The organism is Tenacibaculum crassostreae, assembly GCF_964512405.1.
Lineage (GTDB): Bacteria > Bacteroidota > Bacteroidia > Flavobacteriales > Flavobacteriaceae > Polaribacter > Polaribacter crassostreae.
The window spans coordinates 24,469-48,624 of sequence record NZ_CAZELE010000004.1; the positions used below are offsets into that span (position 1 = coordinate 24,469).

The window sequence follows — 24,156 nt, forward strand, 5'->3', positions numbered from 1 at the left end:
ATTCCCGCGAAAGCGGGAATTTCATTTTATAAAAGTTTGTATTTAAATTTATTGAACAAAGAAAAACTTTCATTTATGTCTGACGTAACAGCAGTAAACGCACTAGTAAAAAAATACAGCCAATTACAACAAGAAATAGGAAAAGTAATTGTTGGGCAACAAGAAGCAGTAAATTATACATTATTATCAATTTTTTGTGGAGGGCATTCGTTACTTATCGGAGTTCCAGGATTGGCAAAAACCTTATTGGTAAACACCATTTCTAGTGCATTAGGGTTAAATTTTAATCGAATTCAGTTTACACCCGATTTAATGCCTTCTGATATTTTAGGAAGCGAGATTTTAGATGAAACACGTCACTTTAAATTTATAAAAGGACCCATTTTTTCGAATATTATTTTAGCGGATGAAATTAACCGTACACCTCCAAAAACACAAGCAGCGTTGTTAGAAGCAATGCAAGAAAAATCGGTAACCATTGCAGGTCATCATTATAAATTAGAGTTACCATTTTTTGTATTAGCTACTCAAAATCCGATAGAGCAAGAAGGAACCTATCCACTTCCAGAAGCGCAGTTAGATCGTTTTATGTTTTCAATTAATTTAGAGTATCCAACTTTTGAAGAAGAAGTTCAAGTTGTTAAAAACACAACGTCTATCGTAAATCAAACGGTTAATGCAATTTTTTCTTCGGAAGAAATTATTGAAGTGCAAAAGTTAATTCGTAAAATTCCTGTTGCTGATAATGTTGTGGAATATGCAGTTGGTTTAGTGGGTAAAACCCGCCCTAAATCAGATAAAGCAACTGAATTGATAAAGAAATATATCGATTGGGGAGCAGGTCCAAGAGCTTCGCAAAACTTAATTCTAGCAGCAAAAGCACATGCAGCAGTGAATGGTAAATATTCTCCTGATATAGAAGATGTACAAGCAGTAGCCATTCCTATTTTATCACACAGAATTGTGAAAAATTACAAAGCCGAAGCAGAAGGAATTTCCATAAAAGAAATTATAAATTCACTATTTTAAAATGAAAAACTTAGTAAGTGTTGTTTTAATGTTTGTATTACTTGTTTCATGTAAACAAGAAGTTGTTAAAACTGTTTCAGAAGAAACTGAAAAGCAAGAGATTTTAGCAGTGATGAATGCGCAAGAAAAAGCGTGGTCTAATCACGATTTAGAAGGTTTTATGCAAGGGTATTGGAAAAGTGATTCGTTAAAATTCTATGGAAGAAATGGTATTACTTTCGGTTGGAAAAAAACCTTAGATAATTATAAAAAAGGTTATCCGACAAAAGAACATTCAGGAACACTGACTTTTAAAATCAACGATATTTCTAAAATTACTGATGGAGCTTACTCAGTTATGGGAGAATATCACTTAAAAAGAACTGTAGGAGACGCTGACGGCGTGTTTATGATTATTTTTAAGAAGATACAAGGCGAATGGAAAATCATCGCTGATACTTCGTGTTAAAAGAGAATAATAAAAAAGGGAAGTCTTATTAAAAACTTCCCCTTTTTATGTTTGTAAACAAAGCTTACGAAAACATCTTCGCAACTTTTTCAGCTTTTCTACTTTCTGAATAATCATAAAAACCTTCACCAGATTTTACGCCTAATTTACCAGCCATTACCATGTTTACTAATAACGGACACGGAGCATATTTTGGGTTTTTAAATCCTTCATACATTACATTCAAAATAGATAAACAAACGTCTAATCCGATGAAATCTGCTAATTGTAAAGGTCCCATTGGGTGCGCCATTCCTAATTTCATTACCGTGTCAATTTCTGCAACACCTGCAACACCGTTGTATAAAGTTTCAATACTTTCGTTAATCATTGGCATTAAAATACGGTTGGCAACAAAACCTGGGTAATCGTTTACTTCAACAGGTACTTTATTTATCTTTTTAGTTAAATCTACCGTAAAATCCATTACTTCATCAGAAGTGTTGTAACCTCTAATAATTTCAACCAATTTCATAATTGGCACAGGATTCATAAAGTGCATTCCAATTACTTTTTCTGGTCTCTTAGTAACTGCTGCAATTTGCGTAATAGAAATAGATGAAGTGTTGGTAGCTAAAATGGTATCTTCAGGACAAACATCATCTAAATCTTTAAAAATTTTCAACTTTAAATCTACATTTTCAGTAGCAGCTTCAACCACTAAGCTAGCGTATTGAACACCGTCTTTAATAGAAGTATAGGTGGTGATATTGTTTAATGTATTGTTTTTATCGTCTTCAGTAATTTTTTCTTTCGCTACCATTCTATCTAAGTTTTTAGTAATGGTTGCTAAACCTTTATCTAAGGCAGCTTGCGAAATATCAATTAGTTGAACGTTGTATCCAAATTGAGCAAAAGTATGAGCAATTCCATTTCCCATAGTTCCTGCACCAATTACAGCTATATTTTTCATGTTGTTGTGTTTTTATATTTATTTGGGCGTTCCCTTTCAGGGCGAGCTTTTCGTTGCAATCTTTTTTGTTGTATTCTTCGATTCACTCAGAATAACAAAAAAGGATTTTCACTGCAATCCCTAACGCGTTTTGTTTATTTTAAAATTTAAAAGCAATCTATAATTTGATGTGCAACACGCAATGCTTCTGCACCTTGACGTAACGAAACTATTGGTGTTGTGTCATTGTTAACAGCATCTGCAAACGATTCTAACTCGTCTAAAATAGCGTTGTTGGCAACTACTTCAGGATTATCGTAATAAATTTGTTTTTTTACTCCTTCAGCATTCTGTAAAATCATGGCAAACTCATCAGGTTTTTCAGGTACATCTTTCATTCTAACTACCTCAGATTTCTTTTCTAGGAAATCAACTGAGATGTATGCATCTCTTTGAAAAAAACGACTTTTACGCATGTTTTTCATCGAAATTCTACTCGCTGTTAAGTTGGCAACACATCCGTTTTCAAACTCAATACGTGCGTTGGCAATATCCGGAGTTTCAGAAATTATAGATACACCGCTTGCGTGTATGTTTTTAACTTTCGATTTTACAACGGATAAAATAATATCAATATCATGAATCATTAAGTCTAAAACTACAGGTACATCGGTTCCTCTTGGGTTGAATTCAGCCAAACGATGTGTTTCAATAAACATTGGCGAATCTATCACATCTTTAACTGCAGTAAATGCAGGATTAAAACGCTCAACGTGCCCTACTTGTCCACGAATATGGTGTTGACTAGCCAAAGTTCTGATTGCTTCAGCTTCTAAAACCGTATTGGTAATCGGTTTTTCAATAAAAATGTGTTTCCCCTTTTCAATAGCTTGTTTTGCACAATCAAAATGAGAAAGGGTCGGAGTAACAATGTCAACTACATCAACAGCATCAATCAATTCTTCTACAGAGTTGAATAATTTATAACCAAATTCGTTGGCTACTTTCTGTGAATTTTCGGTAAAAGGATCGTAAAATCCTATTAATTCGTATTTTTCTGATTGTTGTAACAGACGTAGGTGGATTTTTCCTAGGTGTCCTGCGCCTAAAACTCCAGCTTTTAACATAAGTGAAAGATTATTAGTTATTTGAATTCTTAATAAAAATTGAAAAGACTTTCATTAAAAATCAACGCTAACAAAGATACACTTTTATACATATTTATTACTACTTTTAGCCATCCGAAATTTTATGACTTACTACTGAATAGAAAAGTATAAATGAGAGATACAACCAAACATCAAGGGCTTAGAAATCAATTAGCAAACGTTTTAGAAGCTAAAGGAATTACCGATACGAAAGTATTAGCTGCTATTAGAAAAATACCTAGACATTTGTTTATGGATAGTAGTTTTGAAGCGCATGCGTATCAAGATAAAGCGTTTCCTATAGCTGCAGATCAAACTATTTCTCAACCCTACACGGTAGCTTTTCAATCTGAAGTTTTAGAAATTAAACCTAAAGAAAAGGTGTTAGAAATTGGTACAGGTTCAGGGTATCAAACAGCAGTGTTGTTAGAGTTAGATGCAGAAGTGTATTCAATAGAAAGACAACACGAATTATTTAAAAAAACCTCATTGTTTTTACCAAAATTAGGATACCGACCTAAGCGTTTTATTTTTGGTGATGGTTATAAAGGTTTGCCAGAAGAAGCTCCTTTTGATAAAATTATTGTTACTGCGGGTGCACCGTATGTTCCGAAAGCATTGTTAGGACAAATAAAAGTAGGAGGAAAATTACTGATTCCTGTAGGTGACAAAGAACAAGTAATGACCTTGTTTATTAGAAAATCTCCCAAAGAGTTTGAAAAACACGAATTGGGTGATTTTAGGTTTGTACCAATGCTAAAAGAGAAGAATTAAATATTAAAACTAAATTATATTATGAAGAAAGAAAATAAAAAAATGTATTACGTAATTACTGGAGTAGCAATAATGTTATTATTAGTAATGATGTTTGCCTTTGAAAAAGGAGCGTTGTTGGGAGAGATTATAGCAAAGTAAAATTGATATATAAAATAAAATCAAGTCCTTTTCTGTTTTAGAAAAGGATTTTTTGTAGTAAGAAGTTTGAAATAAAAAATCCGCCTAAAAAAGCGGATTTATTGAATTTGAATAAAGAAACATCAACTTATTCAGCAGTTGCTACGTCAGTTACTTCTGCAACTACTACCTCTTGTTGTTGATGTTGTTTTTGTTGAGTTTGATTAGTTTTTGCTAAACCACATGGGCTTGTACTTCCACAAGAAGAAAAACCTAATAAACTAACAGTACAAATTGCAATAAATACTACTTTTCTCATTTTTTTAGTTTTAAAAAATCAAATATACATATTTCTGATTAAGTCACCAGAATTTTCCTTCTTTTCAATAACGTTAAACTCTACCATTTTATTTTGTATGCGAGTAATTAAGTTTTTGGTAACTGGTTTACCATCATTCCATTCGGTTAATGATAACCATTCTTGAATGTCGTTTACCTGTTGCTCGTATCTCTTTGCTAAAACAGTATCAATATTGTCAAAATCTTTAAAGTCTTTGGTGCAATTATTTATAATATCGTGCACTTTTTTAACTTCTTCAAAGTTGTTTTTTAATATTTCATCACGAACTGCAACTACAAAACAAGGCCAAGGAGTAGGGCAATCTCCAACACGTCTAAAAGTACCATCGTCAACCAAAGGTTTGGTGGTAAAGTGTTCCCACATAAAATAATCGGCTTCTCCGTTTGTTAAGGCATCAATACCACCTTGTAGGTTACCTACTACTTTAAATTGTAATTTATTAATATCCCAACCATTGTTATGTGCATTTACAATAGCCATTAAATGCGAGCCCGAACCAAATCGACTTATAGCTACAGTGGCATATTCTAAATCAGTAATAGTTTTAAATTTTGATTTTGCACCTACGTGAATTCCCCAAATTAAAGGACTTTTTACATAGGTTTGCGTAATTTTTGAAGGATTACCGTTGATGATGTCTTTAATAATTCCTTCGGTAAGTACAATGGCAATGTCAATTTCCCCAGAACGAAGCGCTTTACACATAGCACCAGTACCTCCAGGGAAATCTTGCCAACGCAAGTTGATTCCTTCTTTAGTGTATTCTTTATTTTTTAAAGTAATATACCACGGATAGTTAAAATGCTCAGGTACACCACCAACTTTTAAATTCAGCATTTATTCTACTAATTTATCTAAGGTGTATATAATTAAATCGGCAACAACTTTACCAGGATCTTCACTAAATGTACCGTTAGCTCTATTGGCAATAATAGCATTCATTGATGCAGCATTATGACCTAGTAATTTTGCTAATCCGTAAATGGCAGATGTTTCCATTTCAAGATTGGTAATTCTATAATTGTTGTGTTTAAAACTATCAATTTTATGGTTTAGTTCACTGTCTTGCAACGGTAAACGTAGTACACGACCTTGTGGACCATAAAAACCACCAGCAGTAGCTGTAATTCCTTTGTAAACGCTATCAGATGATAGTTTTTTGTCTAGGTCATTTCCGTTAGCTACGATTAAAGGATACGATTTTTTAGCACTCCAATTTGTATGCTTTATAAAAGCTTCCTCAATTTCAGGATGAGAAATTTCATCAACTTGATACGATTGAAGTAATCCGTTTAAATCTAATCCGTGAGAGCTTAATAAGAAACTATCTACAGGAATATCCGCTTGTAAAGAACCAGAGGTTCCAATTCGTGTAATATTTAATTGAGTATGGTTTTCTTTAACTAAACGTGTGTTTAAATCGATATTAACTAAAGCGTCTAATTCGTTTAAAACAATATCAATATTATCAGGACCAATACCAGTAGAAATTACAGTTAAGCGTTTTCCTTTATAAGTACCAGTTGTTGTTTTAAATTCTCTTTTTTGGGTGCTAAACTCAATAGAATCAAAATGTTTAGTAACCTTATCTACACGATATTGGTCGCCAACAAAGATTATATCGTTAGCAATATGTTCAGGTCTTAAATTCAGGTGATAAACGCTACCATCTGGATTTAAGATGAGTTCAGAATGTTTAATACTCATTTATGATGTAATTTTTAACAGCTTACCGGTAGAGTTTACATAAAGGTAGCTGTATTTTTTAGCGCCGCCAAGATACGAAAAATCAGAACGAATCTTAGCATAATAGTTGGTTTGGTTTTGTAATACCTTTTTACCTGTTTTGCTTAGTTTTACTGGATCGAAAGAGGTAAATAGTTTTTTTAAGTTTTCTAACTTATTAAAATACTGTAAATCACCAAAACCGTAATTTCCTTGATCTGCTAAAAGATGACCAACAAGTTCGTTTTCATTTTTAAAACTGTGTTCTTCAGCAGTTTTTAAAACATTGTTTTCAAGTTCATTTAATCCGTTTTCAATTGACGGAAAACGCAGTAAATGAGATTTGATTGCTTCTTCTAAATACACAAATGGCGATTTAGGATTGAATTTATGTGCGTTTTCTAAAGGAAGTGGACTGTCGGAGCAATATAGTTGCCAGATGTAATCGGCATATTCAATATCATCAACAGTTAGCTCAATTTTGTTGTTGTAGTGTTCTATTAACTGTTCGTTTGACAATTCATTTAAACCTACAAGTTTTTCAGTTGTGTCTATTACTCCACTTGTAACTAATGAGATTTTATGGTTTTTACGGTATCTTTTTAACCAGCTGATAACAGCTAGCATGTTTATTTGACAAAATAAATCGTATTCGAACCATAAAACAATTTCGTCTTGTTGTTTTTGATTACATAGATTTCTGTATTCTTTTACAGTATAATCAATAAATTTCTTTTTGGTTACGTTATAGGTAGTTTTAAAAAAATCGAAGCGTGTTTTCCAAAAAGCTTCACTACCAACATCTACAGAGGTTTTACCTTCACAGAGCATTTCTCTCCATGTAATAATATCTCCTTCAATGTTTAATTGTTGTAATCTTTGGGTGGTGCTGTCACCGTTTGTTATGTGTAATAAAGAATGTGCCATAACTTTTAATGGGGAATTAAATATGTTATAAAATAAACGAGTGCTTTTTTTCGTTATTATATATTAATCACTTTTTAACACTTAAAAAGCGTTTAAAAATAATAAAAGTAAGGAATTATTAAAATTCCTTACTTTTATTTAGTTATCCACCAACGCGCTTAACGTTGAATCCTTTATCTTTTAAAAGCTGCATTATTTGATCGCGATAATCACCTTGAATAATGATTGTATCGTCTTTAAAGCTACCACCAACGCTTAGTTTGGTTTTAATTTCTTTAGCTAATTTTTTGAAATCTTGTGTAGCTCCGTTATAACCATCTAAAATAGTAACAGGTTTTCCTTTACGCTTTTCATATTTACATAAAATAGGATCGTCCTGTAACCAAATATCTGGTTTTTCATCAGCTGATTTTTCTTCAAACTGATGTTCTGGAAATAAGTTTTTTAATTGATCTTGTAAATCCATTAGATTTATTTTTTCAATCCTAACTCACGTAAACGTTCATCTAAAAATTCACCAGCAGTAATATCTTCAAACTGTTTTGGATTGTTTTCATCAATACAATTTTCTAATACATTTAATTTCATGTCTGAAACTGGGTGCATAAAAAACGGAATTGAATAACGTGAAGTACCCCATAATTCTTTAGGAGGGTTTGTTACTCGGTGAATTGTAGATTTTAATTTGTTATTACTGTGGCGTGATAACATATCTCCTACATTAATCATTAACTCATCTGGTTCAGCAATAGCGTCAATCCATTCTCCTTTATGGTTTTGAACTTGTAACCCTTTTCCTTGAGCTCCCATTAATAACGTAATTAAATTAATGTCACCATGAGCAGCAGCTCTTACAGCTCCTTTAGGTTCTGTTTTGATAGGAGGGTAGTGAATTGGACGTAAAATACTGTTTCCGTTTTTGATGTAGTTATCAAAATATGTTTCTTCTAAGCCTAAGTGTAAAGCTAATGAACGTAAAACGTATTTAGCTGTTTTTTCTAACATTTGGTAAGTTTCTTTACCAACTTTGTTAAACTCAGGTAATTCGTCTACAGTTACATTTTCAGGATATTCTTTAGCGTATTTTGAATCAGCATCTACATACTGACCAAAGTGCCAAAATTCTTTTAAATCTCCTTCTTTTTTTCCTTTAGCACTTTCTTTACCAAAAGACACATATCCTCTTTGACCTCCAATACCTGGAATTTCATATTTTTCTTTAACGTCAGTTGGTAAGTCAAAAAACTTTTTGATTTCAGCATATAACTTTTCTACCAACTCATCGTTTAAAAAGTGTCCTTTTAATGCTACAAATCCTATATTCTCATAAGCGTCACCAATTTCATTGATGAATTTTTGTTTTCTTTCAGCATCGTCTGATAAAAAATCTGCTAAATTTACGCTTGGGATTCTATTCATTGTTAATAAGTTTTATTATTCAAGCTGTAAAGTTAGTGAAATCAAGCGTATGCTGATAATTTATTTATTAACAAAAGGTATCAAGTAAGAAATAGTATAGTTAAACCCAAAACCTGTATTACTTTCAAATACTCGGTTAAAACCTGGAGCGTACAAGGTTTTAAAGTTTTTTTGGTCATCTACACTCAACATAATTTTATAGGAAAAACTAAAACCTATAAATAAATTTTTTAATGTTTCTGCTTTAATACCTAATTGAAATTCAGTCCAATGAGCGGTTAATCCTGTTTCGGTAACTGGAGTTTGAATTGTCGTAGTTGGAAAATAAGGAAGTGTACTTTCTGTACCTGTTGAAACATTTGGTTGGTAGCTGTTTAAAGTATGATCGAAAAGCGAAAGTCCATAACGCATACCTACGTAAATTTCGTTATTCATGTCTAACCAATTTTCATAGGCGTTGTAATTAGCACCAATTCTTAAATAATTTCCTTTGGAAGTTGAAGTCGTAAAATCTTCAAAAGTAATTTCTTCTTCGTGTCCCAATTCAGCAGCTACATACCATTTTTTCGATACGCGATAATCTCCAACAATTTCAAAACCTGTATAACTCTTATCAAAAATAGCAAGTACAGGTTTGCTTATATCGGCTCCTAAACGTAAACCATATCCTGTTTTATATTTTACGGTATCTTTTTTTTCTTCTGAAGTAGTTTTTTGTGAAAATCCGTTAATAGTTACGAATGCAAAACATAAACTAATGATATACTTGTACATGGGCTTTTGCTTGATTGTCGATTAAAGGAACGCTATTGGTTGAAAGATTATCAATCCAACCTGAATGATTTAAAGTTACATCTGCGAATACAATTCTATAACCACATGATCTTGATACATAATCGTCTTCAGGTTTATATTCGATAGTAAGCGTAGCTGTTTGATTGTTAGCGATATTACCATCAACAGTATTCATTTTTAATGTATACACCGTTTTTTCTGCTAAACTATTTAAAGGGATAGCGATACTATCGGTAGTTCTTCCAACAAAAAGGCTGTCAGTTTTTCCTTCAGCAATGATTGATAAACGTTCTACGCTTTTTAAGTCGTTCGTATCGTCTTTATCATAAAAACGTAAAACTAAATTGGGTGTTACTGGGTTTTGTGTACAAAAATCGTCTTTTTCACAAGCGATTAAAGCGAGTATCACAAATGCTAAAAGCGCAAAGTATTTTTTCATTTAATTTTTATTTTTCAAATAAAACAACGGTTTCTATGTGTGATGTATGTGGAAACTGATCTACTAAACTAATCTTTTTTAATTGATATCCGTTTTTCATCAACTCTTCAGTATCACGAGCTTGCGTTGCTGGGTTACAAGATACATAAACCATTCTATCTGCATTTAAGTTTATGATTTTCTTCAGCGTTTTTGGTGCTATTCCTGCACGAGCAGGATCTAAAATAATGGTTCTGATTTTATTTTGATACTGCGGATGTTCGTTTAAAAACTTACCAACATCGGCTGCATAAAATTGTAAACCTTCAATATTGTTTCGTTTAGCATTTTTCTTTGCGTCTTCAATTGCAGAAGCTACAATGTCAACCCCAACAATTTTAGTATTGGTTGCTTTTGAAGCAATGATTTGACCAATAGTTCCGGTTCCGCAAAATAAATCCATAACCACTGTGTTATCTACAGCTTCTTTGTTTTCTAACGCATAATCAACTACTTTGGTATATAGTTTTTCGGCAGATTTAGGGTTGGTTTGAAAGAAGCTTTTCATGCTAATTTCAAAATTTAAACCTAATAGTTCTTCAACAATTTTGTCTTTTCCGTAAACTAATTTAATACTTCCAGAAGTAGCAATAGTTCTATCGCCAGTTTCGTCGTTAATTGTATGCAGTAATCCTGCAACTCTATCACCAAATAAGCTAACTAAATAATTGGCAAAATCATTTAAATTAAAATTTGAAAGACCGTTAGAAGTAGTAACCAAATTGAATAATAATTCATTGGTTTTGTATGATTTTCTCACCACAAAATATCTGAAAAAACCTTCTTTTTTAGGTCCGTGCCAAGGAGCTAGTCCTGTTTTTTTACAGTATTCTCTAATGTTTTTAATGTTGTCTTCAACTTGTTTGTCAAATAAACCAGAATCTTTTTCAAGATTATCGCCCATCCACCAAACGCCACGACGTTTAAATCCTAAGGTAAATTCATCTACATCCGTTTTCTTCTCTCGGTCGTAACCAATAGCAGAGAAACCGTATTCCATTTTATTTCGATAGTGAAATACATTAGGAGAAGAAATAAACTCGTCGAACAAATCTTCAATATTTTCAACTTTACCAATACGTTTAAATAACGATAAAGTACTTTCTTGTTTGTATTGATGTTGTAGTTCGATAGGTAATTGAATGTACGGAGCTCCTGGGATATCTTGATACGGAACGTCAACTTCATCTTTAGAGTGTTCTAAAACATCAATCAATTTACATTCGGCATATTTCTTTTTCGATTTTTCAACACGAGCTTTTACCAATTGACCAGGTAAGGTATTCGGAACAAAAACTACAAAAACTCCTTCTTCAGAACGTATTCTTCCTATTCCTTTTCCGCCAAAGGCATAATCTTCAATTAAAATTTCAATAATATCTCCTCTTTTTACAAACTTATTTCGCTCTCTTCTTGGCATTTTCTACTTAAATTAATGGTATGCAAAATTAGGAAAAGATATGGTTTGTGTAACTTTAAAGACGAACATAAATTCTTATTTTTAATATAAAATTGAACCTTTTGTTTTTTTCTACGTCTATGAGGTGTAATCAATTATGAAAAACTTGAACAAACAGACAGATTCAGCATTGGTGTTAGCTTACAAAGCTGGCGATAAAAAAGCACTCAGTTTATTAGTTAAACGTTGGCATTTGCAATTTTGTAAGTTGGCTTTTTGGGTGGTAAAAGATGCTGATGTAGCTAAAGATATAGCTCAAGAAAGTTGGAAGGTTGTTTTTAATAAGTTGACCGATTTAAAAGACGAAACCAAGTTTAAATCTTGGGCAATAAGTATAGTAAATAGAAAGGCTATTGATTATTTGCGTGCAAATCAAAGAAGAGATGTTTATTTAAGAAGTTATAAAAAAGAACTTGAACATAATATTACAATTGATAGTGAAGATGATATAACTTTTTACAAAGAAAAAATTAGAAAAGTAGTTGAAGACTTGCCGAAAAATCAAAAGATAGTGGTTCAGCTTTTTTACGTGCAAAATTATTCATTAAAAGAAATAGCAACGTTGTTAAATTTATCGGTAGGAACAACAAAATCTAGATTGTTCCATGCTAGAGAAAAAATAAAATTAAACTTAAAAAATAGAAATTATGAGTAAAATAGAAGACATAGATAAGTTAATTAAAGAAACATTAACCGAAGAAGAAGCCAAGTTTTATGATGAATTGGAAGAACAAAATGTTTTTCAAATGTTAGGAGGTTTGTTTGAAGGGAAAAATAAATGGATTATGTATTTAATGAATTTTATGACCTTAATTTTCTTCGGATTATTCATCTACTGCATCATTCAGTTTTTTCAAGTTGAAGAAACAAAAGAGCTTATAAAATGGGCAACAGGAACGTTAATTTTCTTGTTAGGAGTGAGTATGCTTAAGATTTTTGCTTGGATGCAAATGGATAAAAAAGCATTAATTAGAGAGATAAAGCGATTAGAAATACAAGTTTCATCGTTATCAGGAAAACATTTTGATTAACAACAAAAAACTCCATGCGAATAACATGGAGTTTTTAGCTTTATGAGGTTCTTATTTTATTGACCTGCTTCTTTTTTAGCTTCTTGAATCATTTGCTCGTTTGCAACGATAGCAAATTCTACACGTCTGTTTTTACTTCTTCCTTCGGCAGTTTCGTTAGTTGCAATTGGGTCATTTACTCCTAATCCTTTCGTTTCAAATCTATTACTTACTAAACCTTTTCCTACCAAATAATTTCTTACTGAATTTGCTCTTTTTTCTGAAAGAGATTGGTTGTAATCAACACTACCAGTACTATCAGTATAACCGTAAATAACAATGTTTGTGTTTTCGTAGCTGTTAAACACCTCTACTAACTTGTTTAAGTTTGCTTGCGCTGTTGAAGTTAAAGTAGCTTTATTAGTATCAAAACGAACCGCATTTTCTCCTAAAGTAAGTTTAATACCTTCCCCAACTCTTTCTACTTCAGCTCCTGGTAACGCTTCTTCAATTTCACGAGCTTGTTTGTCCATTTGTCTACCAATTAAACCACCAGCAACACCACCAACGACACCACCTAGTACAGCTCCTAATTCAGAGTTTTTTCCGTTACCTACGTTGTTACCAATAACAGCACCAATAACAGCACCAGCTGTAGTACCGATAACCGCACCTTTTTGAGTGTTGTTAGCATTTTGAATAGATTTACATGAAGTAAAAATTGTTCCTGCTAAAAATAGAATTGATAAACTATAAATGATTGATTTTTTCATAATATTTTAAATTGATTATTTTCTTTGAAATGAGTAAGTTATGTCTTTTGTCTGACCCGCTACATTAATCTTGTCAATTAATTCAAAGCTGTTTTCAGTAACGTTGTTTAGTCTTAAAATGTATCCGCTGTTAACGTCTTTGGCTTTATGATTATTAATAATTTTTAAAACAAAGTTTCTGTCTTTATTAACATACCAAGTAATAGGCGAACTAAAGTCTTTACAGTCTGTACTTGGGTTATTTAAAGCCATTTCTCCTTCGTTGTTGTTTGAGATGAAGCTCCAATTACTACCTATAAAACAGTTAGAATCTTCAATGTTAAAAGAGTTTACTTTTAAATATTCTGATCCAGCAAAGTTCACTGCAGTAATTGTCCAGTTACCTTTAAGCATTCGTTCTGTTTTATTATCAAGTTTGGTATTAGTTACCGATGTAGATTTACATCCAATGATCATAAAAACGAACAAGTATATAATTGATAGTTTTTTCATAATTGAAAGTTTAATGTTTTTTGTTTAGACACAAAATTAGAGCTTACGTCACTTAATATTTAACTCAAATCAGTTTTTGTTGTGCTCATTTATTAGTAATTTGCACACTTTTAGGGATGATTTCTTTCCCACGCTGAATTTTCGAGCTTTCGAAAGGATAAAGGTAGACAAGGAATGGTTATTTTATTCACAATTAAAAATTATTAAAATGGCTGTTTTAGACCAATTAACTTCGCAACAAGCGATCGACTTAGAAAACAAATACGGAGCACACAACTATCATCCATTACCAGTGGTGTTGAGTAAAGGAGAAGGAGTGTATGTGTGGGATGTTGAAGGAAAAAAATACTACGATTTTTTATCGGCTTACTCAGCAGTAAACCAAGGGCATTGCCACCCTAAAATTGTTGGAGCTATGGTAAACCAAGCGCAAACATTAACCTTAACTTCTCGTGCATTTTACAACGATATGTTAGGTAAATACGAAAAATTTGCAACCGAATACTTTGGCTTTGATAAATTATTACCAATGAACACGGGTGCAGAAGCTGTTGAAACTGCGTTAAAAATCTGTAGAAAATGGGCGTATGAGGTAAAAGGAATCAATGAAAATGAAGCGCAAATTATTGTGTGTAAAAATAACTTCCACGGAAGAACAACTACAATCATTTCTTTTTCAAACGATCCAGTAGCACGTAAAAATTTCGGTCCGTTTACTGACGGATTTATCAAAATTGAATACGATAATTTACAAGCGTTAGAAGAAGCCTTAGAAAATAATAAGAATGTTGCTGGTTTTATGGCAGAACCTATTCAAGGGGAAGCGGGAGTGTATGTGCCTTCTGAAGGATATTTATCAGCAGCTAAAGCATTGTGTGAAAAGCACAATGTATTATTTATTGCTGATGAAGTACAAACAGGTATTGCACGTACAGGAAAGTTATTAGCAGTAAACCATGAAGATGTTCAACCAGATATTTTAATTTTAGGTAAAGCTTTAAGTGGAGGAGCGTATCCTGTATCGGCAGTTTTAGCAAATGATGCTATAATGAATGTTATTAGACCTGGTAACCACGGTTCAACATTTGGAGGAAATCCTGTTGCAGCAGCTGTGGCTATTGCTGCATTAGAAGTTGTGCAAGATGAAAAGTTAGCAGAAAATGCAGAGCGTTTAGGTAAAATCTTTAGAGAAGAGTTAGCAGAGTTTGCCAAAGAAAATGATTTAGTAACTTTAGTTAGAGGAAAAGGATTGTTAAATGCTGTAGTAATTAACGACACTGAAGATAGCTCAACAGCTTGGGATATCTGTATCAAATTACGTGATAACGGATTGTTAGCAAAACCAACCCACGGAAATATTATTCGTTTTGCACCACCATTAGTTATGAATGAGGAGCAGTTACGCGATTGTATTTCTATTATTAAGAAAACGATTACTGAGTTTAAAAAGTAAACTCAAATAATAAAGATTAAAAAAGGAGCTTATTATAAGCTCCTTTTTTTGTTAGTTTACCATTTCGTAAATGTTTAAATGTCGTTTTAAAATTCCTGAGGGAGTGTCTTTTGTTTCATCAAAAATTCGAGTGTCTCCAAAAAGAATAAAACTTTCTTTCGCTCTAGAAACTGCTACATTTAACATGTTTGGTTTATTGTCTTTTTCAAAAAATAAAGTTCCTTCATCTTCATTAGAATAAACCGAACTGAATAAAATAATATTTCGTTCTGCTCCTTGTAGGGCGTGTACAGTACCTAGCTTAATATCATTTACATTATATCCTGCATCGGTTAAAGCTTTTGATAATTCTCCTTTTTGACTTGCAAAAGGAGTGATAATTCCTAATTCTTGTTCAATAGATTCAACTCCATAAGATTTTTGAATCACTTCCTTATTTTGTTGTAACCAAGAAACTATAGCTTTTACTTCAGAAATATTTTGACGACTATTGTATTTTCGCTCGCTGAAACCTTCAATATGATACGCCATCATTGAAGGAAATGCTTGATTTTCTTTAGCTGTTCCTTTCATTGGTTTTAAAATTCCGTCATACGCTAATTCGTTACAAAAACTAATAATTTCATCATTACATCTTCGATGTTCTAATAAAACTAAACCTTGTTCTGTACTGTTTGGTAAAGGAGTTTCAAATTCACAAGCGTTTTGAGCCATTTTCATAATACTTCCGCTAGAAGCTAAAAAACCTAAATCTTCTAAATAGGTGTCATTATGGTTTTCTAGAATATTTAAACTTGTTAAGTTTCCTTGGTCTATTTTCTTTGGGATAGACCAAATAGGTTCAATTTGTTTTAAATCACCTATAACAAAAGCTTTCTTTGTTAATGAAAACATAGGAATACTCACTTCAGGAGTTACTTGCCCTGCTTCATCAATAATTAAAAGATCTAAAAAATTATAAAGAGGTAAGTATTCAAAAATAGGTTTACCATTTTCGTTTTCTCCTTGAAATTGACTGTATAAAAAATGACTAGGAGCCATATAAAAAGTAGCAACAAAACAAGGTGTTAGCATTGCTCTTCGTTTCCACTTTGCTTTTATGGCGTTTTCTCCAGTACCTTTTTCAGTATCATGTTCTAACATTTCTTTGGTTTCGAGTAACCAGCGAGCTTCCCAATAATGTGTAGCAAATAAAAAGGCTTTGTGACGTAATTCAATGTCTAGTTCATCGTAGAAAAAGCGTTGTGATAGGTCTTTAGAGTTGATTTTTTCGTATTCGTTTTTCCACATTTCTTCTTCAGAAATAAAAGGAAAACCTTTAATATTGTTCTCAAACTTCCAATTTTTAAGCTTTAAATTAGATTGAAGCAATAGGTTGATATTAGCAATACTTTGTTTGATAAAATCAATAGCTTTTTTATTGTTTGAAAGTATAGTTTCATCAACTTTGAAAGTATAACTTGATAGGTTACTGCTCGAGTTGATTTCTGATTTTGGAATGCAAAATTGTTTTACTTTTTCAATAAAATCAACATCTTTTGATGCGGATTTTAAATCATTTAAGATGGTTCTCCATTCTTGTAGTTTAGATATTTCAAAAGTGTTTTTTTGAATATAATCTTCTTCACGAACTAATATGTTATTGATGTTTTTTGTTGCATTGATATAATTGCTTGAAAACTCAACGCCATCTGCTAGAATATGTTGAATAGCTATGGTTTCTTCTTGCAAATGATTGCAAACATCTTCTAAGGAGTTCGTTTCTGTGTTAAAATATTCGCAATATTTGGTTAAAAAGTAATATTCAGCTTCTGTAACATATTTTTCATTTTCTAAATTGCAGAGTGTGCCTTCATGTCCAAATAAATTTCCTTTTAAAAAATTTATGTCGGCGAGTTTTTTTTTACTTTTAGAATTGGATGGAAGATAGGTTGCATACCCATTAAAATCAGGAATCCAACGTTCAGATAATTCTTCCATAGAACTTTCTGAGTTGATAAAACTGTCAATAATATTTGTAACTGCCTGATTGTTGTTAGAGCAAGCAAGTATTATTGGAGCTTCTTCACCTTGAATAGCAGCTTTTACAAATTCAGTAGCAACCAAACTTTGTAACAATGTGGTTTTACCTGTTCCAGGAGGTCCATTTACCGCGGTAATTGCATTTTCTTCAGAAGCTAAATACGATAATAAGGTTTTACGCTGACTTACAGAGAGCGGAAATTCATTCGACATTTGTCCTAAATGCAACTGGTTATAGTTTAAAAACCCTTCATCTGTTACCGCTATTTTTCGCTCTCTTGTATATGGATAGATGATTTTTGATAAAACTGGAAGTTCTTCGGTGTTTTTTAATAAGTTTTCGTACAAAAAAAGGATGCTCTTTGCAGTAGCTATTTTAGAGCTCAATGCAAAATACGTTAACTCATATTGTGTGGTATAACGTTCGGTTTGGTAACGATATAAGTTACTATGGGTAATTGCAGAAAAAACGTCGTTGATATAATCCCAATACGTATTCCAAGAAAAGGATTCTTCTTCGTTTTCAAAGTTAGGAGATGTTGCTTCTTTTGTTTCTAAAATAGTATCAATAGAAGAGAAAATAAAATCGTTTTTAACATCGGCAATTGGTGTAAGATAATTACGAACAATTAGAGGGAAAGTTTCTTTAGGAGCTGATAATTGTCCTGACCTATTTACAATAGCGCTAATCCAAAAAGGATGGATGACACGCTGCTTAAATTTTGTGTTTTCTGTTTGATATTCTAGATGAAATGGAGCAATTAAAATCTTAGTTTCTTCAATTTTATGCCATTTCGGACTGTCTTTTTTGGTAATACCTTTTAATCTGTTAATTCTTCGTTCTTCAACATCGAGTAAACTATTTGCTTGCTTTTGATTGATTACTCCGTTGCTTAGGTCTGATGTTTTTTGACGGAATAGGTTTTTAATTTTACTAATATCAACCGCTAAGTTTTCACTGTCGGATAAACTATTTTTATAATATTGAAGCCAGTTTTTTTCTTTGTTCATAGTCTTTTCGTCCCCTAGAATTATTGTTTTTGTAAATGACAAAGGGTGCGAAAATAAGATATTCAGTATCTGAAAAAATAAGTTTTTGAGACTTTTTATTAACGATTAAAAGCTTGTTTTAAGTAGTAAGTTCGTTTTCAGTAAACTAAAAGTTGAAAACTTATTGACGAGCGAAATAATGATAATCTTTAATTACTGTATCAACAAATTCAGTAGGCTTTTGTTCGGTAGAAATTCCTGTTAATTCGATGATTTTGGCGTGCAATTTTAAAATTACTTTATGGTTTCTTTTTTTCATAGCATCTCGATATACATTTTTTATGGTGTGTATATCATTATCTGTTAATAAGGTAACTTGTGAATATGTTGGAGTATAGTTGTCTTCAACATCAGTAGCTATAGTATCTTTTAAGGTAATTCTTTTTTTCTCAGAAATAACTGTTGTTCCTGCTGCAATATCGCCCAAGCGCTGTCCTTTTCCGTTTAATAAAATAGTTAAAACAGCAACAGAACCACTAGCTAGTGAAAAATCTACAATACGTAACAACCAACGGATTAAGTAACTTCCAAAAGTAGGTTTAGATCCGTCTATTTTTACAACTCTTGTTTGATTGAAGTATTTTCCAGGAGTTTGTCCGTTCATTAATACTTCAAACAATAAACTATAGAAAAAAGCAGGTAAGCCTAATAAAACAAACAAACTCATATATTCCATATTTAAAGGAATATCCAGCATACCCATAATTAAGATAATAAAAAGGTAGTATCCAAAAATAAATAAAGCATCTATTAAATAAGAACCAATACGTGTAGTTACATGCGCTACATTTTGAGTAATAGCAATATTTTGAGCTGTTTCTATTTGAAAATTATCCATGAATTAGTTTTTCAATTTTTTTATTGGTATTTCTTTAACTTTTTTTAGTTTAGCGAAGATAAAAATATTCTATGATTAGAGAAATTTCTCACAAACTAAGCTATAAAAACTTTGATAGATGAGAGAAGCTGCCTTTGTAAATAAAAATAAAGAAAAATGGCAGTTGTTTGAAGATGCTTTGTACAAAAAGAAAATAATTTCCCCAGATAAATTATCTGATTTATACGTGGAGTTAACGGATGATTTAAGTTACGCAAAAACCTTTTACCCGACTGGTAATACAGTAGTGTACTTAAACTCAATAGCTTCGGCTGCGCATCAAAAAATTTACAAGACAAAAAAGGAAAGTAAAAACAGGTTTCTCAGTTTCTTTAAAACTGAATTTCCTTTGATGTTTTACGGTTATCAAAAACAATTATTTATTGCTTTTTTAGTATTTGGTTTTTTTACATTATGCGGCGCTTTTTCTGCAGCCAATGATGTTGATTTTGTTCGCCTTATTTTAGGAGATGGTTATGTAAATATGACACTAGAGAATATAGAAAAAGGAGACCCGATGGCGGTTTACAAAAAAGCAAACGAAGTAGATATGTTTATCGGGATTACGATTAATAATATTAAAGTTGCCATGTATGCTTTTGTGTTAGGAATGTTGTTTTCAGTAGGAACTTTATACATCATGATGCAAAACGGAATTATGTTAGGTTCGTTTTTGTATTTCTTTTATGATAAAGGATTGTTTTGGGAATCGTCAAGAACTATTTGGATTCACGGAACTATCGAAATATCGGTAATTGTCATAGCAGGATGTGCTGGATTAGTTCTAGGTAACGGATTACTATTTCCAAGAACCTATACAAGATTAGAGTCTTTTAAAAGAAGTATAAAAGACGGATTAAAAATTATGGTAAGCACCATTCCCTTTTTCATTATTGCAGGTTTTTTAGAAGGGTTTGTAACCCGTCATACCGAAATGCCCGATTGGTTAGCTATTTTAATAATAGGAGCATCATTAGTGTTAATCATATTTTACTATGTAATTTACCCAATAAAAGTTTATAAAAATCAACTAACACATGAATAAAGAGTATATAGAGTTTAAAAAAGAAAGAGATTTAGGGAGTATTATTTCAGATGCTTTTAAGTTTATTAGATTGGAAGGAAAGGAGTTCTTTTTAACAATTTTAAAAGTAGCAGCAATACCAATTCTAATAGCAGTAGCAGCTATGATTTATTATATGATGTCTATGTCTTCAATTATAAGTGAAGATATAAACGGAGCTATAGGAATGTTTGGTGCTGCTATGATAATGCTTGTGGCATATTTAATTGCCTACGTATTCATAAATTTAGCGGGTATGTACTATATAAAATCTTATATAGATAATAAAGGAAAGATAAATAAAGATGAAATTATAACGAATACAAAAAATAAATTTTGGTCGTTTACTGGATTTGGATTTTTAGCAGGATTATTAGTCTTTATAAGTGTATTATTATGTTTTTTTCCAGTGATTTATACAGCTACAGTATTATCATTAGGAGCTTCTATTTTAGTTTTTGAAAATGAGACGTCTTCAGGTGCTATAAGTAGGAGTTTTAATTTTATTTCAGGGCATTTTTGGGAAACATTCGGAATTATGTTTGTTGTTGGGCTTTTAGTAGGTGTTTTAGGATATGTATTTCAAATACCAGCAATCATTTATCAATTTGCTAAAATGGGAATTAGTATGGGGAGCGACGATCCTTCAGCAATATTTAATATTTATAGTGATCCTATCTATTTGTTTTTAAATTTTGTAGCAATAGTTGGTAATTTCTTGTTTTATTCAATCACCTTGGTAACGAATGTTTTTATTTATTTCGATATTAACGAGCAGAAAAACTTAACAGGAACTATCGAAAAAATTGACAGTTTAGGGCAGTAATCTTTTGAAACAGTTTCTTTTTTACATAGCGTTTTTTATTTTTTCAATCGTAGTTTTTTCTCAAGAAGAAAGAAAAGAAGTTCCGATTGATACCTCTATGATTGAGCAGAAAAAGTTTGATGCTCAAAAAATAGAAGCGTACAAACAGCAGGACGATTTTATTTATGTAGTTGAAAAAAGAGAACCAACGATACTAGAAAAAATGTGGAATTGGACGAAACGATTTGTAAAAAGAATCCTCAGTTATATTTTTGATGATATTACCCCGGCAGTAGGTTTTTTAAGAGTTGTTTTAAAAGCATTACCCTATATAATAGCAGGATTGGTGTTATTTTTTATCATCAAATTTTTCTTAAAAGTAAATGCACGTAATATTATTGACGGTAAAAAAGCAAAACCTATTGTGCGTTTATCAGAAGAAGAGGAGTTGATAAAAGACAAAGATTTACCAAAGTTAATTGATAAAGCAATTACTGAAGCAAACTATTCATTAGCAATTCGTTACTACTACTTATTGTTATTAAAGAGTTTGTCAGACAAAGAACTTATTTCTTGGCAGCAAGAAAAAACAAACGAAGATTATATAAAGGAATTAACAGCAAACCAACAAATACACAGTGAGTTTAAAAAACTAACTTATTTGTATGATTATGTGTGGTATGGAGAATTTTTGATTGATAAAGAAAAATTCATGCAAGCTGAAAGCAACTTTAAAAACACCTTAGCTAAATTATAAAACGTTGGATAAGAAACTGAAAATATATATTGGTTTATTAGTGTTTATCATTTTTGGTATAATTTATATCGAGTCTGTTAAACCCAAAGAAATCAATTGGTTTCCAAGTTATGCTGCAAAGCATAAAATTCCTTATGGAACTTATGTTTTACACAAAGAAATGTCCAGTTTATTTCCGAAGAAAGAAGTAAAAGAAGTATATCAAAATCCGTATACGTTTTTAAAAGATTCAACCAACACAGGAACTTATTTTTTTGTTGACAATGCACTAAACTTTGGGAAAGATGAATTTAACGAGCTGTTAAATTTTGTTGACAGAGGAAATGATGTTTTTATCGCTACAAATGGTGTTCATATTGATACTTTACAAATAGAAACAAGAAGTTTATCCACATCAGCTTTTGAAGAAAAAGCATATCAAAAACTAAGTAATCCTATTTTTGATGGAACAGAATATCATTTTGATAGAGATTTTCCAAAACTATATTTTCATAAAGTAGATACGCTAAATACAACTATTCTTGGTGAATTGGTAATGCGAAATCAAAACGATTCAATTATCAGCAAAAAGCCTAATTTTATTAGAGTAACTCACGGAAAAGGTAATTTTTACCTGCATACATTTCCGCAGGCATTTACCAATTATAATATGTTGTTGAATACTAATTATGAGTATGTAGCAAATGTATTATCCTATTTAGAAAGCCCAAATAAAAAAGAAAGAAGAACATCAAATGGAAATATAATTTTATGGGATACATATTACAAAACAGGTAAAAGCAGAATAACTTCACCAATTCACTATATTTTAAGTTCAAAATCACTGAAATGGGCGTATTATATAGCATTGATAGCTGTGTTGTTTTTTGTAATTTTTAAAGGAAAACGGAACCAACGTTTTATTCCAGTAATAACACCATTAAAAAATCAAACCTTAGCTTTTACTCGTACTATTGCTAATATGTATTACGAAAAATCAGACCATAAAAATATTGCTGAGCATAAAATAAATTACTTTTTAGAGTATGTTAGAACCAAATATCGATTATCAACCTTAAAAATTGATGAACAATTTTATCAAAATTTAGCGAGTAGAAGTGGTAAAACAGAAGAAAAGGTAAAAGCCCTATTTAAGAAAATTGAAAAGATACAATCAAAGTCGAATATAACCGAAGAAGAATTGATAGCGTTAAACAATGTTATTGAAGGTTTTAAAGCATAAAAATAAATTAGGATGAATACAGAAAATAATCCAATAGGTAATAACGAAGAGCTTTTTTCAACGAGAATAGACTTGTCAAAATTAAAAGAAGCTGTTGTTAAAATAAAAGAGCAATTAAGTAAAGTAATTGTTGGGCAAGAAGAATTTATTGAACTATTATTAGTATCGTTATTAGCTGATGGTCATGTGTTGATAGAAGGTGTACCAGGAGTAGCGAAAACAGTAACTGCAAAATTATTAGCAAAAACCATTGCGACAGATTTTAGTAGAATTCAATTTACACCCGATTTAATGCCCTCAGACGTATTAGGAACTTCAGTGTTAAACATGAAAACTTCCGATTTTGAATTTAAAAAAGGACCTATTTTCTCAAATATTGTGTTGATTGATGAGATTAACAGAGCGCCAGCAAAAACTCAAGCAGCATTGTTTGAGGTGATGGAAGAAAAGCAAATCACAATGGATGGTGAGCGTTATGTTATGAATCCCCCGTTTATGGTATTGGCAACGCAAAATCCTATAGAGCAAGAGGGAACCTATGCCTTACCTGAAGCACAGTTAGACCGATTCTTATTCAAAATAAATGTTGGGTATCCGAATTTAGAAGAAGAAATTCAAATAATTACTGCTCACAACAAACGTAAAGGAGCACTACCACAAACTAAGGTAGAGGCAGTATTAACAGAAACTGAGTTATTAGAATATAGAAGTAAGGTTTTTGAAGTATTGGTTGAAGAAAAAATCATTAAATACATTGCACAACTTATTTCAAACACACGTAACAACGCTCATTTGTATTTAGGAGGTTCGCCAAGAGCAAGTATTGCTGTATTAATGGCATCTAAAGCGTTTGCAGCGATTAATGGTCGCGATTTTGTAATTCCTGAAGATGTGAAAAAGAGTATTTATCCAGTTTTACGTCATCGAATTATGCTAACTCCTGAACGTGAAATGGAAGGTATGACTGCCGATAAGGTTATTGAAATGATTGTACAATCTGTTGAAGTTCCAAGATAGT

The 24,156-nt window shown here is 31.6% G+C and carries 26 protein-coding genes; 11 read left to right on the forward strand and 15 right to left on the reverse strand.

Features of this window, described 5'->3' with window-relative positions; genetic code table 11:
• Positions 1-75 precede the first annotated feature (75 nt).
• Together ACKTST_RS04880 and ACKTST_RS04885 are read left to right on the forward strand one after the other, a co-directional pair.
• Positions 76-1,029, forward strand: coding sequence for an AAA family ATPase (locus ACKTST_RS04880; protein ID WP_408046620.1), 954 nt, complete (start codon positions 76-78; stop codon positions 1,027-1,029).
• Position 1,030: 1 nt separating this feature from the next.
• Positions 1,031-1,477, forward strand: a complete 447-nt coding sequence (locus ACKTST_RS04885; protein ID WP_408046621.1) for a YybH family protein — start codon at positions 1,031-1,033, stop codon at positions 1,475-1,477.
• Positions 1,478-1,541: 64 nt separating this feature from the next.
• Here ACKTST_RS04885 and ACKTST_RS04890 read toward each other — a convergent pair whose 3' ends face one another.
• Positions 1,542-2,429, reverse strand: coding sequence for a 3-hydroxybutyryl-CoA dehydrogenase (locus tag ACKTST_RS04890; protein WP_408046622.1), 888 nt, complete (start codon positions 2,427-2,429; stop codon positions 1,542-1,544).
• Between the two features lie 146 nt (positions 2,430-2,575).
• A complete protein-coding gene (locus ACKTST_RS04895; protein ID WP_408046623.1) occupies positions 2,576-3,535 on the reverse strand; it encodes a Gfo/Idh/MocA family protein in 960 nt (319 codons plus the stop codon).
• 153 nt (positions 3,536-3,688) lie between these two features.
• Here ACKTST_RS04895 and ACKTST_RS04900 point away from each other — a divergent pair, with 153 nt between their 5' ends.
• Positions 3,689-4,330: a protein-L-isoaspartate(D-aspartate) O-methyltransferase gene (locus ACKTST_RS04900; RefSeq protein WP_408046624.1), complete on the forward strand. Its 642-nt coding sequence runs from the start codon at positions 3,689-3,691 to the stop codon at positions 4,328-4,330.
• A gap of 268 nt (positions 4,331-4,598) precedes the next feature.
• On the opposite strand, the gene ACKTST_RS04905 is transcribed toward ACKTST_RS04900, so the two are convergent.
• The 9 genes from ACKTST_RS04905 to rlmD all read right to left on the reverse strand — a co-directional run bounded on the left by ACKTST_RS04905 (position 4,599) and on the right by rlmD (position 11,575).
• The gene (locus ACKTST_RS04905; protein WP_408046625.1) at positions 4,599-4,769 is read right to left on the reverse strand and encodes a hypothetical protein; all 171 of its coding nucleotides are present in this window, start codon (positions 4,767-4,769) and stop codon (positions 4,599-4,601) included.
• A gap of 18 nt (positions 4,770-4,787) precedes the next feature.
• Positions 4,788-5,648, reverse strand: coding sequence for a substrate-binding domain-containing protein (locus ACKTST_RS04910; RefSeq protein WP_408046626.1), 861 nt, complete (start codon positions 5,646-5,648; stop codon positions 4,788-4,790).
• Positions 5,649-6,518 (reverse strand): nucleoside phosphorylase, encoded by an 870-nt coding sequence (locus ACKTST_RS04915; protein ID WP_408046627.1) that lies wholly within the window; start codon positions 6,516-6,518, stop codon positions 5,649-5,651.
• Positions 6,519-7,463, reverse strand: coding sequence for a DUF1835 domain-containing protein (locus tag ACKTST_RS04920; protein ID WP_408046628.1), 945 nt, complete (start codon positions 7,461-7,463; stop codon positions 6,519-6,521).
• 142 nt (positions 7,464-7,605) lie between these two features.
• Complete coding sequence (locus ACKTST_RS04925; RefSeq protein WP_408046629.1) at positions 7,606-7,929, reverse strand: translation initiation factor; 324 nt, start codon at positions 7,927-7,929, stop codon at positions 7,606-7,608.
• 5 nt (positions 7,930-7,934) lie between these two features.
• Positions 7,935-8,882, reverse strand: coding sequence for an isopenicillin N synthase family dioxygenase (locus tag ACKTST_RS04930; RefSeq protein ID WP_408046630.1), 948 nt, complete (start codon positions 8,880-8,882; stop codon positions 7,935-7,937).
• Between the two features lie 60 nt (positions 8,883-8,942).
• Complete coding sequence (locus ACKTST_RS04935; protein WP_408046631.1) at positions 8,943-9,656, reverse strand: DUF6048 family protein; 714 nt, start codon at positions 9,654-9,656, stop codon at positions 8,943-8,945.
• Positions 9,637-10,116 carry a DUF6452 family protein gene (locus ACKTST_RS04940; protein ID WP_408046632.1) on the reverse strand — a complete coding sequence of 160 codons (480 nt, stop codon included), beginning with the start codon at positions 10,114-10,116 and terminating at the stop codon, positions 9,637-9,639. Before ACKTST_RS04940 ends, ACKTST_RS04935 begins: the two co-directional genes overlap by 20 nt.
• A gap of 7 nt (positions 10,117-10,123) precedes the next feature.
• Positions 10,124-11,575 carry a 23S rRNA (uracil(1939)-C(5))-methyltransferase RlmD gene (rlmD, locus tag ACKTST_RS04945; protein WP_408046633.1) on the reverse strand — a complete coding sequence of 484 codons (1,452 nt, stop codon included), beginning with the start codon at positions 11,573-11,575 and terminating at the stop codon, positions 10,124-10,126.
• Between the two features lie 136 nt (positions 11,576-11,711).
• Here rlmD and ACKTST_RS04950 point away from each other — a divergent pair, with 136 nt between their 5' ends.
• Both ACKTST_RS04950 and ACKTST_RS04955 read left to right on the forward strand, forming a co-directional pair.
• On the forward strand, positions 11,712-12,269 hold the full coding sequence (locus ACKTST_RS04950) for an RNA polymerase sigma factor (RefSeq protein ID WP_408046634.1): 558 nt from the start codon (positions 11,712-11,714) through the stop codon (positions 12,267-12,269).
• Complete coding sequence (locus ACKTST_RS04955) at positions 12,262-12,645, forward strand: DUF6768 family protein (protein WP_408046635.1); 384 nt, start codon at positions 12,262-12,264, stop codon at positions 12,643-12,645. The genes ACKTST_RS04950 and ACKTST_RS04955 overlap by 8 nt, the downstream gene beginning before the upstream one ends.
• 56 nt (positions 12,646-12,701) lie before the next feature.
• On the opposite strand, the gene ACKTST_RS04960 is transcribed toward ACKTST_RS04955, so the two are convergent.
• Together ACKTST_RS04960 and ACKTST_RS04965 are read right to left on the reverse strand one after the other, a co-directional pair.
• The gene (locus ACKTST_RS04960; RefSeq protein WP_408046636.1) at positions 12,702-13,397 is read right to left on the reverse strand and encodes an OmpA family protein; all 696 of its coding nucleotides are present in this window, start codon (positions 13,395-13,397) and stop codon (positions 12,702-12,704) included.
• Positions 13,398-13,412: 15 nt separating this feature from the next.
• Positions 13,413-13,889, reverse strand: a complete 477-nt coding sequence (locus tag ACKTST_RS04965) for a hypothetical protein (RefSeq protein WP_408046637.1) — start codon at positions 13,887-13,889, stop codon at positions 13,413-13,415.
• 208 nt (positions 13,890-14,097) lie between these two features.
• On the opposite strand from ACKTST_RS04965, the gene rocD reads away from it, so the two are divergent.
• Positions 14,098-15,342, forward strand: coding sequence for an ornithine--oxo-acid transaminase (gene rocD / locus ACKTST_RS04970; protein WP_408046638.1), 1,245 nt, complete (start codon positions 14,098-14,100; stop codon positions 15,340-15,342).
• 51 nt (positions 15,343-15,393) lie between these two features.
• Here the strand turns inward: rocD and ACKTST_RS04975 are convergent, their stop codons facing one another.
• Both ACKTST_RS04975 and ACKTST_RS04980 read right to left on the reverse strand, forming a co-directional pair.
• Positions 15,394-18,375 carry a DEAD/DEAH box helicase gene (locus tag ACKTST_RS04975; RefSeq protein WP_408046639.1) on the reverse strand — a complete coding sequence of 994 codons (2,982 nt, stop codon included), beginning with the start codon at positions 18,373-18,375 and terminating at the stop codon, positions 15,394-15,396.
• A gap of 160 nt (positions 18,376-18,535) precedes the next feature.
• Positions 18,536-19,252, reverse strand: a complete 717-nt coding sequence (locus ACKTST_RS04980) for an RDD family protein (protein WP_408046640.1) — start codon at positions 19,250-19,252, stop codon at positions 18,536-18,538.
• A 118-nt stretch (positions 19,253-19,370) separates the two neighbouring features.
• Between ACKTST_RS04980 and ACKTST_RS04985 the strand changes: the two genes are divergently transcribed.
• From ACKTST_RS04985 to ACKTST_RS05005, 5 genes are read left to right on the forward strand one after another with little or no spacing between them, the layout of a single operon-like run.
• Positions 19,371-20,336: a stage II sporulation protein M gene (locus tag ACKTST_RS04985; protein ID WP_408046641.1), complete on the forward strand. Its 966-nt coding sequence runs from the start codon at positions 19,371-19,373 to the stop codon at positions 20,334-20,336.
• Complete coding sequence (locus tag ACKTST_RS04990) at positions 20,329-21,180, forward strand: hypothetical protein (protein WP_408046642.1); 852 nt, start codon at positions 20,329-20,331, stop codon at positions 21,178-21,180. The genes ACKTST_RS04985 and ACKTST_RS04990 overlap by 8 nt, the downstream gene beginning before the upstream one ends.
• A 4-nt stretch (positions 21,181-21,184) precedes the next feature.
• Positions 21,185-21,916 (forward strand): DUF4129 domain-containing protein, encoded by a 732-nt coding sequence (locus tag ACKTST_RS04995; RefSeq protein WP_408046643.1) that lies wholly within the window; start codon positions 21,185-21,187, stop codon positions 21,914-21,916.
• Positions 21,917-21,920: 4 nt separating this feature from the next.
• Positions 21,921-23,138, forward strand: a complete 1,218-nt coding sequence (locus ACKTST_RS05000) for a DUF4350 domain-containing protein (RefSeq protein WP_408046644.1) — start codon at positions 21,921-21,923, stop codon at positions 23,136-23,138.
• 12 nt (positions 23,139-23,150) lie between these two features.
• Positions 23,151-24,155, forward strand: coding sequence for an AAA family ATPase (locus tag ACKTST_RS05005; protein WP_408046645.1), 1,005 nt, complete (start codon positions 23,151-23,153; stop codon positions 24,153-24,155).
• The last annotated feature ends 1 nt before the right edge of the window (position 24,156 follow it).